Origin of the sequence: Brevibacillus centrosporus (assembly GCF_003710815.1) — a bacterium.
In the GTDB taxonomy this organism is placed as follows: domain Bacteria; phylum Bacillota; class Bacilli; order Brevibacillales; family Brevibacillaceae; genus Brevibacillus; species Brevibacillus centrosporus.
In genome coordinates this window covers 176,884-191,768 of record NZ_RHHP01000016.1, presented here as the reverse complement: position 1 = coordinate 191,768, position 14,885 = coordinate 176,884, and the positions used below count along the sequence as shown (strand labels likewise).

The window sequence follows — 14,885 nt, the reverse complement described above, 5'->3', positions numbered from 1 at the left end:
GTAGTATGAATCAAAATCTTAAAAAGCAACGAAGTGTACTATTTGCCTTGTTGGTTTTTCTACTTGTTTCTTCTGCGGTTTTAAATAACTATCCAAGAAGGGCAGTTGCTGCAGAACCTGTAAATAGGGGAATACAAGTGGGAGTGATCGACAGCAATAAAGTAATTGGACCCAAGAATGAATATGACCAAATATTAATTAGTAGTATTTCAGCTCGTCTTGGGGCGACAATATCTGAAATTGAGATTGATGGGAACAAAGACTCGAGGCGAGTTTTAGGGTTCGCGGATATTGATAAGAAAGCAGACAGAGGCTGGTACTATGTCTACTCCCCTTCACCACAAGACGTAAATAAAGACTTCGATGAAACATTGTACTGGATTCAAAAGTTCAAAGGAAATGCAAACTACATTTTAGGTGGTAGTGCTAACGTATACAGTAAAACAGTTTCAAACATTACTAATCCTAGCATGGATAGATACCAAGCCTACAACCTAGCAGAACTAGCCACAGCCTCAGGCGGCGCTGGCTACACGATCGGCGATAACCTGGAGCCCTACGGAAATGGGTATATTTCAGTAGGACACTTCCGGACGACTTCTCCTCCAACAGGGGGCGTCAAGACAGACAAAACAATATATCAGGTCAACGAACAGGTGACCATTTCGGCAAATGCCACGGACTATTCTTACTATGACCGTGGCATTTTCATTTGGAATCTGTCAGTTATCAACAAGACAACTGGAAAAGGCTATACCCAGTTTGTGAGCAATGAAGTAATCGCTGACCAGAGCGGTTACCTTCCGCCAGTGAACGAATCCAGCAGCCCCAATCCGTTTTCCTGGCTCAAAAACTACCAATATAAGCCCACCGAGGCAGGTCTCTACGAGGTTTCTCTCACGATCACAGACAGGCATCATCGTTCCCGTCAAGGTTCACCGAGTATGAGCGTATCAACGCCGTACACGTATCAATTTACGGTGGGGGAGGTTCCCGCTGACCCCGATCCAGGTACAGACCCGCCAGCATCCTGCAAACGCGTTGCGATGGATTTGAGGCTGGAGCAGGAAAATAGTGATAAGGAACTGACAGGTGTCCCGAGCGGCGGAGACTCCCTTTCAGTCAAAGACGACACGAGGATTGTAGCGACTGCTACAAAACCAGGGACATTCAAGTACAACGGAGACGTGATGCAAAGCGGGACAGGGAATAATCGCAAAATAGGAATTACGTACGCTTCCGCCGCAGGCACATTCACGATTTCCTATGAGAGTGACGATGGAACCGAGTGCTGGCAAAAGATATTCGTGGTGTCAAACGGCGAGGAAGGTGTGGACCGATGCCCGATCATCTCCATTCAAGGCAGTGTGAAAACGAGCGGCTCAACAATGGAAGTGACGCCAGGCGAGGAAGTCATTCTGCAGGCGAAGTATACGGATGCTCATGGGGAGACAGGGCCAGCGGAAGTAAAATGGGATGTGACCAGGCCCAACGGCTCCGTGGAGACACTGCCAGGCTCCTACGATGAAGTGGGAGGAAGGGATCGGTGGGGAGTCTACAACTCTGCCAAGCTGAAACTCCCATTTGGAGATGGCAGCGACTCCCACGATGTCCTTTTGGAACGAGGGAAGACCTATCAAGTGAAGCTTAATTTCAGTCAAACTCTATGGAAGGACAGGCCGGAGTGCAGTTGGGTGATTACGATCAAGGTGCGAGATGCGGCGTGTTCGATTACCGAGCAGAACAAAATCAAATTCAAAAGGTACGGCACTCCTCCGTCCCTGTATCCACCGGGAGGAGAGAGCTTTACGAGGATGGATCTTGACTCGATCTACGTAGAGGATTTCGTACCTGCCGCAGATGGATACGACACGCAAATCAAAGTTTCCGCAAGTACAGCAGGTAGTTGGTATCTGGTATATAGCGAGAAAAAGGTAGCCCTAGGGTCAAAGCTTTCAGCCGATGAAAAGCAGGATGTTCTTCTCCCGGATGATTTTGAGGTCGGGGAGCCGATGAAGCTCGTGTTTCAATCGGAAACAGGGTGCATTCGTGAATTTGTGTTTACGGTAATCTCATCGAGACGATGCTACGGGCTGCGGCTTGGTTTAGAAAACAGCAGGGGTGACCAAAAATGGATACGGCCCATCGAGAGGGGCGAAGTCGTACAGTTTGAATCGGCAGAACTTCCTGATGATGGGTACGATCTAAAGCTGCGTACCGGTGAAGACACCAAGATGGTTGTGCAGTGGTTTGACCCTGTCTCAGAGACTTGGGAGTTCAAACGAGACGAGCATTCCTTGCCAGGAGATACAAACCCGCGTGAGGAGCATTGGCTGCGTCTTCCGCGAGACGATAATACCAGTGAAATGCTGGAAGGCTTGTATCTGGTTCAGTTTTATGACGAGGATGGTTCCTCTACTGCTTGTGACGGTCACTTTTTTATTCAGATAGGCCAAAGCGAACCTGCTGGGGAGAATCTATTGATTATCAAAAGCAGCTTTGCGATCTCTCCCAAATCACCACAGGCAGCGGGGACGGCAAGTACGATTACTTTTCAAGTGAAAAACGCGGGGCAGCTCATGCACGATACCAAGCTGGCTGTGCGCTGGGAAAGCTCTCCACAAGAGACGGTGTTAGATGTGGATAACTTCAAATCAGGTGAGATTCGGACCATCACGATACCCACACAGTATCCACAGCAAGGGGAAAACTTTATCGCCAACATCAATCCGTACAAAAACAAACCTTCGGATGAGACGATTTGGACGGACAATCGTGCGCAGTGGCCAGTGAAAATAAACGGGTCAGAGCTGCCAAATCCGCCGGGTGGAGGGGGGAATTTTGATGGTGGTGAAATCGGTTTGGAGATTTACGACAGTGACGACCGCCAGCTACAGAAGCTTGCCGTTCAGGTAGATGGCGTTTGGGAGAGCGAGCCTGCGACCATTCGTGTCAGCATTGACCAAACAAAAATTAATGAAGGCTTTTTGCGTACACAGCAGGAAATCAATGCGAAAATCGCGGCGTACAAAGCCCAGCTTGAGCAAGCCGTAAGCGGAGAGGGGATTCAAAACGTATCGGTCACAGCACAGCCGGAATGGATCGCGGATGCCAAAAGTATGGCCGTATACAGTCCCGAAAAGCTCGATCTGAAAATAACAGGTCCCGGAACACCCCAGCAGTGGCAGGTAAACAGTGCATCTACCGGTGGAGACTATATCTACACGGGGACGATTGTACCGACCCAAACGACGTGGCGTGAGGAGCTGCAGTCGGTGAAATACAAGGCGCAGATCAACGGCTTTGTCATCTCCATGGCGTATAATATCCAGTTCAGCCTGACGTACGACAGCTGCACGACAAATGATGACGGCGAAGACGTATGTGAACCTAAAAACGATGCCAAAAACATGGCAGGAACATACACCATAACAGTAAAAGGTGGGGAACGGCCCTTCGAGGTGTTTGAGCCAAATGCCACTGGCACGCTGCGTCATACAGCTGAATGGATGGAATACCACGCACGGGATCGTTATCCGAACAGCCTTCCAAACGATTTTTACGCAGGAGAGCGTATCTTGTCCCAAGTGGAGCTGCAGGCGCGTCATCGGCATCCGGTCAGCGGCAAGTATCCAGACGTTGTTTCTGCGCAAGCCTGGATCTCAGAAATAGGGAGGAGACAAACGCTTTTGCAATCCTCACAGTCCCTCGTTTCAGCCTCACCGCAGCTCTGGAGGGGCAGTACGTACTCGGCCTCCAAGCTGGGTTTACGTGAGGTCGGTATAGACATTCCGCTGATGGGGGATAAGCAGCGAGGGTTTCAAAAGGATGCCTCCTATGCCGTTTACTACACGGTTCAGTTCCGCTTTGGTGTGCAAAAAGGATTTGGGTACCCGGTGAAAAGCAGTGGTCAAGGGCATGATCTCAGCGACTATCGTGTTCCCTTCCGGATCATTGCGAATGCATGGGAACGACAAGGAATCCGCAACCATACTACGCAGTAAATTTATTTGCAGCCCCTCTCTGTCTTTTTCTACCTTGAAGGAAGAGGCAAAGGGGGGATTTTTATGTGGAAAACGGCGAAACGCATCGTTATAGTTTGTTGGATGCTGACACTGATCTGCAGCAGCTTCACCCAGCCGGGATGGGGATTGGAACGGCAATCTCTCGTAAAAGAGGCTTGGGCTTGGGCAGAAGATGGCGAGATTAGGGTGCAGGCAATGCTGCAGCCGACAAAAGATGAGATCGAGGTCGTGATCAAACAGGAGAGCCAAGAGGTCTCCTACGTGATAAAAGACGAAAAACGCTTTTCCATTGCGGTTCAACCATTCGATGACCAGGGAGCCTTGACCATAGAATGGATACGAGACGGAACCAAAAAGCCTGAGCTTCGCTGGCAGGTTCCATTGTCGGATTCTGTTCGTTCGGCATCAGCTCAGCTCGATGTAAGAGAAGCTCCCTGGGATCGAGAGGCGGAGAAAAAAGAAGGCGCGCTGGACCTGATTGGGGCAGCTGAGCAGGGCGAATCCGAGCTGGGCACATTCGAGAAGGCAAACAGAAAGCAAGCCGAGGTGCAGCGGCTGGCGGATGACTTTTATGCTGATTTCACGAAAGGAAAAAAGCCGAGGGAAGCGGTTTTGCGTAGCAGAGCAGCCACATTCGAGATGGAGCCCAACGATGTTGTGGGAAAAGCTGACTGGCTTTTCGATGCGAAAAATGCCCACGGGAAGATCGGGAAATCAGGCGATGTGGATATGTGGAAAATCCAAGCTGTAAAGAGCGGCCTGATGAGCTTCTCTCTCCGTGATATTCCGCTGGGCCAAGACTACAATTTATACGTTTTTGACGAGAAGAATCGGGAGCTGGGGCATTCGGAAAAGGAGGGGACTGAGGACGAGGCTGTCGACGGAATTGCTGTTGAAAAGGCCGAGTGGTACTACGTCATGGTCAAAGGAATCAATGGCTCCTTCCACAAAGATTTCTACTATCGATTGCAGGCTGATTTTTTGACAGAGCAGGGCGATGGCAAGCTGGATGAATACGAGCCCAACAATTCGGTGAAAGAACCGCATGTTCTCGCTACTGATTTCGATGAGACTCTCCAGGCAAATCTCCACAGCCTGGCAGATGTTGATTTCTATCAATTTGGGGTAACACTGGCATCTACGGTGATCCTCGATGTAAAGGAAATCCCCGCGGGAATGGATATCGACCTTTACCTGCAGGACCCATCAGGAAAGGTGCTCGCCAAATCGGAAAAGCCGAAAAACGCAAGCGAGCAAATCGTTTTTCAGGCAAACCCTGGGCAATACATTGCCAAGGTCGCAGCAAGCTCACGGTCTGGATTTGCTCCGAATACGTACAAGCTCCACGTCGAAACCAACCCCAACCCGGTCATTTTGATCCCAGGGATTGGCGGCTCCAGGCTGGAAGTAGACGAAGGTGGGGAAATATCGGAAATTTGGCTGGGCCTGGGAGACAGCCTCATTGGAATAAATGACCCCAGGCACCGTAGACTGCTTTCTCTGGAGCCGATTCGCCCTAACAGTGTAGATGTTCAGCCACGAACAAAAGGAATCAGCATTTTCCCAGAGCGCGCTGATGAAGGCTTTTCCGCCATTGAGTACTTGTCCCATTCACCTATAGGTCCTGTCCGCGATACGACGGAGCAGTATTACAGCATGGTGAAGCAGCTGGAAAAGATGGGGTACAAAAAGTTTCAGACCCTTTTTGCGATGCCCTATGATTGGCGATATAGCAGCACGAAAAATGCAGCGGCACTCAAGCAAAAGATTGATACCGCCCTACAGAGATCGGGTGCCAGACAGGTTCAGCTGGTCGCGCACAGTATGGGAGGATTGCTCGTTCGCGAGACGCTACTGGCCAATGTCTCCTACCAATCTAAAGTGAGCCGCATTATCTATATGGGCACACCTTTTTTGGGGGCTCCTAGAGCGTATCAGGCCATTCGATATGGCTACAACTTCTCCATTCCTTGGATGGACGAGGAAACGGGGAAGATTATTTCCGAGTATGCGCCTGCCGTATATGAGCTGTTGCCATCCAAGAAGTACTTTCAGACTGTGGGATTCTTAAAAAAGGACAAAGACGAGCCCTACAGCTACGAAGAATTTTTGCAGGACAAAGCCATCCGCTTGCCTTACTCCCCGCTTGTCAAACAGGCAGGTAAGCTTCACGACAAGTGGGATACCAAGACGATCAACGTCCCACAATACGCCATCGTAGGTCAGGGGGAGCCTACATTGCTCGGCTATTTCTTCGATCATTACCATCAAGAGTGGGCGCCCTATTACGATAAAGGAATGGGTGACGGGACGGTTCCGTACCTAAGTGCGAGTTACGCTCAAGAGGATATGAAGAAAAAGTATTACGTAAAAGGGGAGCATGCGAAGCTGCCAACCATTCCGGAGGTCATCACACAAGTATCCCAATTGCTACAGGGAAATGATGCGACTCAGCCCGGGCTTCGAAAATCCTCCGTCAAGAGTCCAAGCTATCTAACCTATATTATTTCCCGTTCGGATGGCGCATTTCCGGAAGTGACCTTTACCAAATCTGGAAGAACAATTACCCTTTCACCGAAGAAAAAAGAAGTGAGGGACGATCTCACGATTGAATATCACGGGACCATTGTGGTCGTGCATGTAAAAGACGGAGAAGAGCTGCATTTTCAAGCAGATCCTTCGGTGGAGCTGGAGAATGCCAATCTCAATATTCAACGCTTCTCATCTGAAGACTCCGAACAAGATGAAGAAACAGGGCAATGGTACCGGCTGGGTAAAAATGGTTTGGTCAAAGTGATTCGTGACTAGGAAAGGATCAGATAAATGGAAAATGTACTCGTTTGGTTATTTCTTGGACCCTTTGTTTACGCGTGGCAGCTATTAGGCCCGTTTCTTGCTCTGTTTTTGGCGGCTTATATTCGAATCGTTTACGGTTTTCGGATATGGGCGACGCTTTTAACCTCGTTTTGCTCCAGCTTTTTGTACTACTTCGTCATCATCCCTTCTGGTGGGCTTTTGTCAGGAGGCATGTGGATTATTGAGCTGTTAATGGCGTTGCATACCTCTTTGCTCGTGACCTTCATTCTGTGGATATTTGATAAGGTAAGACGCCCGCGCAGCCAACAGGCTGAAGAAAAGGAGTCGATTGACGAATAGCTGGGCACACAGTCAAATTGCGTCGCTATGTGTTTCCGAGTAGAATAAAGAAAGGAGAATGATGTCTGGAGGGTGTGTAAATGGATATTTTTGATAATAAAAAAGGCGGCTTTACCATCATGAGCGGCAAAACCGATGTGCATGGCGGGTACGGTCAAGGGGTACTTGATCTGAATGCTGTTTCTTCTGTCATTATCGATGGGGACGAAGCCTATATCGATATGGGCGCTCTGCATGCAAAGAGCGCAGTCGAAAAAGGGATCAAGTGGACGACGAATAAAGAAGAAGTCCCAAATGGAAAACCATATTGGCTCGTGTGGGTTACCGTAGACCGCAACGAAGCGGGGCCTTATTATGCAGGGGCTACTGCTTGCTACATGGAAGTGGATCGAGAAGCACGTCGTGGCTATAAAATTTTGGCAGACCACGTGAACCGTATGGATTATTCCATGAAAAGACGGATTATGCTGTCTGATCTTGGTGCAACAGAAAAGGCTGCTTTGAAAAAGCTTTTGGTTGAAAATAACGCGACCATGTTCGAGAATTCCACTAACGAGTTGAAGGAAGCTTTGTCCTAAACCGTAAAAGGAACCTTACTTCCATTAAAAAACGTGAACGGTCTGTGAACAAATTGTGAAATCAATTGTTACCAGTTTGGTAGTGAGGTAAACTTATTTTCATATCTGTGTACATGTACACTAGGTCATCAAACAGGGAAAGAGCCGTCACTCTTTCCCTGTTTGTCATATAAATGGGTTTTTTTGGACCTTTTCGTATCAGGCTTTATTTTCAGCTCATGCTTTCCTTCTGGAGCGGAACACTACTGAGGCATGACTACTTAAGTCTGACGACGGAAGGGGCGTTACCCGATGAGTGAAGAGATACGCACACAGGAAACAGCCGACGATCATTTTGTTAAGCACGGCGGCGTCCATTTCCGTACGCACGCGTCTCCGCAGGAAATCAACAATTTTATTCGCAAGCTACCTGCGGGAAAACGGGAAAGCTTGTTTGAGGTGCTCGATCAGCTGGATCAAGCTGGCATGATCAGCGTTATTAATGACCACGTGTTCACAGATGGAGATGGGGTCATCGCTGGCGGAGAGGATCAGTCTCTCCGTTAGGAAATGCTGAGTGGATAGATAAAAAGGACGTGGAGGTAAGCCACGTCCTTTTTTCTATGTCCATTTATGGCTCTGGCTTCCACCAGCTGCCCATCCTTTGCCAGAACGAGGAAGGATCAGGCGGCTGAAGCGGTGTTGGCTGTTGGTTCGCTGGCAGATGGTCTGTGCAATAATCTTGAGGCTCAGTTCCGCTTGCGAAATAAAACAGCTGTGGATTCGGACAATTTTCCGTAGCCAGCTTTCCGGAATGCGGGTCAATATAGACGGAAACAACTCCGGCAGGCATATCAAACAGAGCAGGGGGCTGATCCTTTAGGGCGCTTTCCATAAACTGCGCCCAGATTTTCTTGGACAAGTACCCTTCCTTTACATCATCGACCTTTTGGTTTTTGTCGTAGCCGATCCAGACGGTCGATACCAGCTGCGGAGTAAATCCGGCCAGCCAAGCATCGTAGTCTGTAGAGCCTGTTTTTCCTGCTACGGGACGATTGAGTTCATTGACGACACGAAAGCCAGTGCCGCCACGTTCAAATACACTCTGCATCAAATTTGTCAGTAGAGATGCAGCTACCGGATCGGCTGCAGGTGTCTTTTCCGTTTTTTCCTCGACCAGGATATTTCCCTGATTATCCTCGATGGAGGTAATGGCGATAGGCTTGACTGCTTCCCCTTTGTTGGCAATCGCAGCATATGCTGTATTCAGCTCCAGAGGTGAGACAGGCGAGGTTCCCAATGCAAGGGAAGGAACGGCCTGCAGGGTACTCGCGATCCCCAACCGATTGGCTTGATCCACTACCTTTTGAGGACCGAGAAAATCGATTGTCTTGACTGCGTAAATGTTGTCAGAGGTCTTGATGGCTTCCCGCATGTTGATCATGGCATTCGCATATTTTCCCCCGAAGTTGCTGGGGATGTACTGCTTGTTTTTGTCGTAAGTAAAGACAGTTGGCTCACTCTTCATCATGGTCAATGGGGTATAGCCGTTTTGTAATGCTGCCAAATACATGATCGGCTTGAAAGAGGAACCGGGCTGGCGCTTTCCAAGCACGCGGTTGTACTGTGTTTGCTTGTAATCCCGACCGCCTACCATCGCTTTGATGTAGCCTGTGCTCGGGTCCATCGCAACCAGGGCTACTTGCAGATTGGGATTATCCTTCGGCAAAACAGCAGCGACAATATCCTCTGCCTTTTTCTGCATCACAGGGTCGAGCGTCGTATGAATCTTCAAGCCCCCATGAATAAACAGCTCTTCATCAATGCCGTACTTGTTTTTTACCAAATTGGCGATATAGTCGCGAAAATAGGGAGCTTGCTCTACGATGCTGCTCGCTGAACGCTCTTTTAGCTTAATCTTCTCAGCAAATGCCTGCTCCGCTTGCTTCGGCGTAATCATTTCGTCCCGTTCCATCGCATCCAAAATCAGCTTTTGCCGCGACTTTGCCTTTTCAAAATCGACGAAAGGAGAATAGTAAGAAGGTCCCTTTGGAATCCCGGCGAGCATGGCGCTTTCCGCCAAAGTCAGGTCTTTTGCATCCTTTCCAAAATACGTCTGGGCGGCAGCTTGAGCGCCATAGGCAGAGTGACCGTAGTAAATCTGGTTCATGTACATGCCCAGGATCTCATCCTTGTTGTAATTTAGCTCCAACTGGATAGCGAGCAAGGCTTCCTTGATCTTCCGTTCCCACGTTTTGTCCAGGCTTAAATACAGATTTCGCGCTAGCTGCTGCGTAATGGTGCTCGCTCCTTGGCGCATGTCCATGTTAATGACGTCTACGTAGGCAGCTTTCGCCAGCCGTTTCCAGTCGAAGCCGTAATGCTCACGGAACGTCCGGTCCTCGATCGCGATAGTTGCGTCTACGAGAGCAGGTGAGATTTCATTGATCGGTACGACAATACGGTTTTCCCCTCGGTGCATGGTATCGAGCACATCACCATTGGAGGCGTAAATCGTCGTCGTCTGTTTGACAAATGTCTCTGGCAAGGGCTGAGAACGCAGGTAAAGAATCAGGAGCAAAATGGCAAAAGACACGCACAATAGGCTGAGTATGACAAATTTTACGAATTTCTTGGCCCAGCGAAAATAGCGAAGCAGAGGGGCTTCCCGAATGACTTCCATGTGTCTTTCCTCCTTTCTCCCGATGGTTTGTAAGAATCGGGGCATACTAAGACACAAGTTATTCCTAGTATGGGTCAGCAAATCGTTGGATAAACTTGCTAAGCCAATGAAAGGAAGCCTGCCCAAAAAAACCTTGCATTTTGAAGGACAGCCACTATAATTTTCTTGTACTATGCGAATGGCTGATAGTACCAGCGCAACTCGAACCAAAGAGTGAAAGCCTGACCATTTTCCTTGGATGCTAAGGTTGCACCAAAAGGCTTGCGATCGTCAAGCCTTCAAAATACATGCATGCGGTTACTTGAAGGAGGTTACATAACCATGAACATGGAATTGTGGTACACCGAGAAACAAACGGAAAATCACGGGATTACAACGAAAATTACAGACACCCTATACAGTGAAAAAACCGAGTTTCAACAAATCGATGTGATTACTACCAAGCAATTTGGACGCATGTTGGTGCTCGACGGCATGGTTATGACCACCGATGTCGATGAGTTTGTTTACCATGAGATGATTACTCACGTAGCGCTGAACACGCACCCGAACCCGAAAAAAGTTCTGGTTGTAGGCGGCGGAGACGGCGGAGCGATCCGCGAAATCGTGAAGCATCCATCCGTGGAAAAAGCGGTTTTGGCTGAAATCGACGGTGGCGTAATTGAGTCCTGCAAAAAATATTTCCCTGAGATCGCAAGCGCGCTGACGGGCAACTCCCGCGTGGACGTGCAAGTAATCGACGGTATCAAGCACATTCATGACCACAAAGGCGAATACGATGTGATCATGGTTGACTCCACGGAGCCAGTAGGACCAGCTGTAGGCTTGTTCGAAAAAGGCTTCTACCAAGGTATCCATGATGCACTGAAACCAGATGGTATCATGGTTGCTCAAACAGAATCTCCTTGGTTCAACCGCGAGCTGATCAAGCGCGTATTCAAAGACCTGAAATCGATCTTCCCGGTAACCCGTCTCTATACTTGCAGCATCCCGACCTATCCATCCGGTCTGTGGAGCTTCACGATCGCTTCCAAGCAGCATGATCCATTGGAAGTAGATCCGGCGAAAATCAAAGATGTTGGCACTAAATACTACAATGCAGACCTTCACCACGCTGTCTTCAAGCTGCCAAACTTCGTGGCTGAGCTGACACGCGACTAATCGGAGGAGGACGACGAAGCATGCGATTTGACGAAGCATACTCTGGCAATGTCTTCATCCGTAGCCACGGAAACTACGAAGAGAGCCAAGCGGTTATTTACGGAATGCCAATGGACTGGACGGTTAGCTTCCGTCCAGGCTCCCGTTTCGGCCCTGCCCGTATCCGTGAAGTATCCATCGGTCTGGAAGAGTACAGCCCGTACCTCGACAGACTTCTGGAAGACATCAAGTACTTTGATGCAGGCGATATTCCGCTTCCTTTCGGGAATGTGGAAGGCAGCCTGGACATGATCCGCAATTTCGTGGCGAAGATCCTGAAAGATGGCAAGTTCCCACTCGGATTGGGCGGAGAGCACTTGGTTTCCTGGCCCGTTTTCCAAGCGGTTTATGAAAAGTACAAGGATATGGTCGTTTTCCACTTTGACGCGCACACAGACCTGCGTGACAACTACGAGGGCTATCAGTACTCCCACTCCACTCCGATCAAAAAGGTGTGCAACCTGATCGGTGGAAAAAACGTGTACTCGTTCGGTATTCGCAGCGGTATGCGCGAAGAGTTCGAGTGGGCGAAGGAAAACATGCACCTGACAAAATTCGATGTGCTGGAGCCAGTAAAAAAGGTGCTGCCAACGATCGGCAACCGCCCGATTTACCTGACGATCGACATCGATGTACTCGATCCGGCTCACGCGCCAGGTACAGGTACGACAGAAGCAGGCGGCATCACTTCCCGCGAGCTATTGGACACGATTCATTTCATGGCAAACAACGGGGCAAACGTAATCGGCTGCGACCTGGTAGAGGTAGCGCCTGTATACGACCACAGTGAAATGACGCAAATCGTTGCATCCAAAATCGTGCGCGAGCTGCTGCTGAGCTTTGTAAAATAACAGACGATCAATATACGTCTCCGGATACCTACTCCGGGGGCGTTTTTGTTTCCAATTTCGATTGCAGAATATTTTTAAACATTTTTGTTTACAAAATATAATTATAAAGGTACGATGATCTCGAGAAGCTGTGACGGGGAGTTGTATCCGATGAAAGAGGTATTCGCGAACGTAGATTTTCGCAAACTGTTTTTCTCCAACTTGTTTTCCGGGTTTGGTCAAGGCATGACGATGATCGGGATTGCATGGTACCTGGTAGAAAAGACTGGATCCGCCCAGCTGTTGGGCAGCACGATGTTCACTTCTGCGGTGCTCATGTTCTTTATTGGCCCGTACATCGGTACATTGATCGATCGTTTCTCCCGCAAAAAAATGCTGCTGGTGGAGAACCTGATCGGCTTTAGTGTGTTAGGAGCCTTGGCTATTTGGGGATTTTTCGGCTCGTACGTGGAGTGGATGCTGATCGCCATTTATCTCGTGACGACTTTTATGTATCAAATTCATTACCCGGCTCAATCTGCGCTGGTTCAGGAGGGCTTTGAACCAAGGCATTACAATAGCATCAATAGCCTGCTTGAGATTGAAGGACAGACGGCATCTGTTCTTGCAGGCGGGGTTGCCGGATTCTTGTTAAACTCGTACGGATTGCATATCGTAATCCTCTTTAACGCCTTGACGTATCTGTTTGCCTTTGGACTTTTGTCCACCATGAAGTATACTTTCACGCTAGAGGGCGAGGCAAAAGCAAACCAAGGAGTAAACTGGCTGGGACAGCTCGGGCAAAGCTGGCGGTACATACGGGAGAAACGAGGGTTTATGGTCTTTGGCATTTCCGCAATGATGCCTTTCATCGCAATCATGGCGAGCAATCTGTTAAAGCCGGTCTATGTGAGTCAGACCCTGAAGGCGGATGTCTCGATCTTTTCCCTTGGTGAAATGGCCTATGCGATTGGGGCCGTAGCAGCGGGTATCCTCGTATCTCTTCTCGTAGCGAAAATGGGGCAGCTCTCGGCGATTGTCGGCAACACGCTGCTATTCGCTATCGTGATCGTAGCGATGGTTTCATTGCCGTATGGATGGGCGCTGGTTGCTTCCTATATGGTCTACGGCTGGTGTAACGCTTCGGTGCGGCTGATCAGACAGTCCCTCTATATGACCATCGTTCCGAAGCACTTTATGGGGCGGGTCATGAGCTTTTTCAATTCCGTCGGCATGATGATGCGCTTGGTGTTGATTGGTGGCTTTACCACGATGATTGATTATACTGGGGCGGGTGCGGGATATTTGGTCTTGGCAGGACTGCTGCTGCTGGCTGCTGTCGGTATCGCCATCACGATGCGGTCCATGCTCGCAGAAGCTTCCACTCAGGCTGCTGTTGCAAGCGAAGAGAGTTGAAGGGTAAAATGAACGGATGTAAACGATGGTGGACAGGAAGAAAAAGTGGAGTGTGGAAGCGATTATGCAAGATGTGAAAATCGAATTGACTGCCAAACACCGGGTCGATGGTGAATGGGAGGAGACGACTCATACCTATGAAGGAAAATGCGTACAAAAGATCGGGGCCTGGTATTTGACCTATAAAGAGCAGGTAGAAGGAGCGGGAGAAGTCAGCACGACTCTCAAGCTGACGGAGCAATCCATCACGCTTGTTCGGCAGGGCGGGGTTTCTACGCGCCAGCAGTTTGAAAAAGGGGCGAGCACCCATGCCAGCTATCAAAGTCCGTATGGTCCATTCGCCATGGAAACGCATACCAACAGGCTGCGGATTCGCTACGAACAGCAGATGCCTGCACGCGTGGAATTGGCTTATCAGTTGTGGATGAACGAGCAATATGCCGGTGAACACGAGCTGACGATACAAATCCAATAAAAATAAGCCGTCCTTGGCAAGGGCGGTTTTCTACACGTACAATGGAAGTACTCCTTCAGGAAGAAAAGGAGGTTTGCTTGATGTTCGTAGTGGGTAACGGACTCCTGGCTGGTCTCGTTCTTGCAGGATTTTTAGCTTTGTGTGATGGACTGTTTGGTACGCGGACATTCTCGGTGCTGATCGATGTTGGGTATGTTCCCGGCATGGAAAACCTCCCGTCTGTCGTGGAGCTGTTGATCCATCTTCTCATTAGTGTGGCGATCGCCTGTGTGTGGGTATTCGTCTATCCTCGGTCCGGCAAAGGGCGGGAGATCAAATTCAGCTTGTACTGGATGCTGGCCTTTGCCCTTCTATTTTTCCCATTCAGTTTTCTCAGCGGCGCGGATTTATCATGGATGGCTTTTTTGATTTGGGTGCTGGGACACCTAATATACACGGGCATGCTTGCGGTGCAAATACACAGGCTGCGCTCTCGATCACTAAAAATGAAATGTGCCGAATATTCGGCATTGTGATGATTTTTTGGCAGCATGGGCTTAAAGG

General features: G+C 49.2%; 11 protein-coding genes. 10 read left to right on the top strand and 1 reads right to left on the bottom strand.

Features of this window, described 5'->3' with window-relative positions:
• Positions 1-470 precede the first annotated feature (470 nt).
• The 5 genes from EDM55_RS16370 (at position 471) to EDM55_RS16350 (ending at position 8,305) form a co-directional block, all read left to right on the top strand.
• A complete protein-coding gene (locus tag EDM55_RS16370; protein WP_246071022.1) occupies positions 471-4,004 on the top strand; it encodes an ABC transporter permease in 3,534 nt (1,177 codons plus the stop codon).
• A 63-nt stretch (positions 4,005-4,067) separates the two neighbouring features.
• On the top strand, positions 4,068-6,833 hold the full coding sequence (locus EDM55_RS16365) for a lipase/acyltransferase domain-containing protein (RefSeq protein ID WP_122960799.1): 2,766 nt from the start codon (positions 4,068-4,070) through the stop codon (positions 6,831-6,833).
• A gap of 15 nt (positions 6,834-6,848) precedes the next feature.
• Entirely contained in the window at positions 6,849-7,181 is a 333-nt protein-coding gene (locus tag EDM55_RS16360) for a hypothetical protein (protein ID WP_122960798.1), read from the top strand.
• An 80-nt stretch (positions 7,182-7,261) separates the two neighbouring features.
• Positions 7,262-7,759 (top strand): YwhD family protein, encoded by a 498-nt coding sequence (locus tag EDM55_RS16355; RefSeq protein ID WP_092268320.1) that lies wholly within the window; start codon positions 7,262-7,264, stop codon positions 7,757-7,759.
• A gap of 291 nt (positions 7,760-8,050) precedes the next feature.
• Complete coding sequence (locus EDM55_RS16350; protein ID WP_092268319.1) at positions 8,051-8,305, top strand: hypothetical protein; 255 nt, start codon at positions 8,051-8,053, stop codon at positions 8,303-8,305.
• 64 nt (positions 8,306-8,369) lie between these two features.
• Here the strand turns inward: EDM55_RS16350 and EDM55_RS16345 are convergent, their stop codons facing one another.
• The gene (locus EDM55_RS16345; protein ID WP_122960797.1) at positions 8,370-10,421 is read right to left on the bottom strand and encodes a transglycosylase domain-containing protein; all 2,052 of its coding nucleotides are present in this window, start codon (positions 10,419-10,421) and stop codon (positions 8,370-8,372) included.
• A 327-nt stretch (positions 10,422-10,748) separates the two neighbouring features.
• On the opposite strand from EDM55_RS16345, the gene speE reads away from it, so the two are divergent.
• The 5 genes from speE (at position 10,749) to EDM55_RS16320 (ending at position 14,857) form a co-directional block, all read left to right on the top strand.
• On the top strand, positions 10,749-11,582 hold the full coding sequence (gene speE / locus EDM55_RS16340; protein ID WP_092268456.1) for a polyamine aminopropyltransferase: 834 nt from the start codon (positions 10,749-10,751) through the stop codon (positions 11,580-11,582).
• A gap of 20 nt (positions 11,583-11,602) precedes the next feature.
• Positions 11,603-12,472, top strand: coding sequence for an agmatinase (gene speB, locus EDM55_RS16335; protein WP_122960796.1), 870 nt, complete (start codon positions 11,603-11,605; stop codon positions 12,470-12,472).
• A 150-nt stretch (positions 12,473-12,622) separates the two neighbouring features.
• Entirely contained in the window at positions 12,623-13,867 is a 1,245-nt protein-coding gene (locus EDM55_RS16330) for an MFS transporter (RefSeq protein WP_122960795.1), read from the top strand.
• A gap of 25 nt (positions 13,868-13,892) precedes the next feature.
• On the top strand, positions 13,893-14,342 hold the full coding sequence (locus EDM55_RS16325; protein WP_246071021.1) for a YwiB family protein: 450 nt from the start codon (positions 13,893-13,895) through the stop codon (positions 14,340-14,342).
• An 80-nt stretch (positions 14,343-14,422) separates the two neighbouring features.
• Positions 14,423-14,857 carry a hypothetical protein gene (locus EDM55_RS16320; RefSeq protein WP_122960794.1) on the top strand — a complete coding sequence of 145 codons (435 nt, stop codon included), beginning with the start codon at positions 14,423-14,425 and terminating at the stop codon, positions 14,855-14,857.
• Positions 14,858-14,885 lie beyond the last annotated feature (28 nt).

Excerpts from the sequence above, each read along its gene's own strand:
- EDM55_RS16370 (WP_246071022.1), top strand. The coding sequence starts at position 471 with ATGGATAGATACCAAGCCTACAACCTAGCAGAACTAGCCACAGCCTCA.
- EDM55_RS16365 (WP_122960799.1), top strand. The coding sequence starts at position 4,068 with ATGTGGAAAACGGCGAAACGCATCGTTATAGTTTGTTGGATGCTGACA.
- EDM55_RS16360 (WP_122960798.1), top strand. The coding sequence starts at position 6,849 with ATGGAAAATGTACTCGTTTGGTTATTTCTTGGACCCTTTGTTTACGCG.
- EDM55_RS16355 (WP_092268320.1), top strand. The coding sequence starts at position 7,262 with ATGGATATTTTTGATAATAAAAAAGGCGGCTTTACCATCATGAGCGGC.
- EDM55_RS16350 (WP_092268319.1), top strand. The coding sequence starts at position 8,051 with ATGAGTGAAGAGATACGCACACAGGAAACAGCCGACGATCATTTTGTT.
- EDM55_RS16345 (WP_122960797.1), bottom strand. The coding sequence starts at position 10,421 with ATGGAAGTCATTCGGGAAGCCCCTCTGCTTCGCTATTTTCGCTGGGCC.
- speE (WP_092268456.1), top strand. The coding sequence starts at position 10,749 with ATGGAATTGTGGTACACCGAGAAACAAACGGAAAATCACGGGATTACA.
- speB (WP_122960796.1), top strand. The coding sequence starts at position 11,603 with ATGCGATTTGACGAAGCATACTCTGGCAATGTCTTCATCCGTAGCCAC.
- EDM55_RS16330 (WP_122960795.1), top strand. The coding sequence starts at position 12,623 with ATGAAAGAGGTATTCGCGAACGTAGATTTTCGCAAACTGTTTTTCTCC.
- EDM55_RS16325 (WP_246071021.1), top strand. The coding sequence starts at position 13,893 with ATGGTGGACAGGAAGAAAAAGTGGAGTGTGGAAGCGATTATGCAAGAT.
- EDM55_RS16320 (WP_122960794.1), top strand. The coding sequence starts at position 14,423 with ATGTTCGTAGTGGGTAACGGACTCCTGGCTGGTCTCGTTCTTGCAGGA.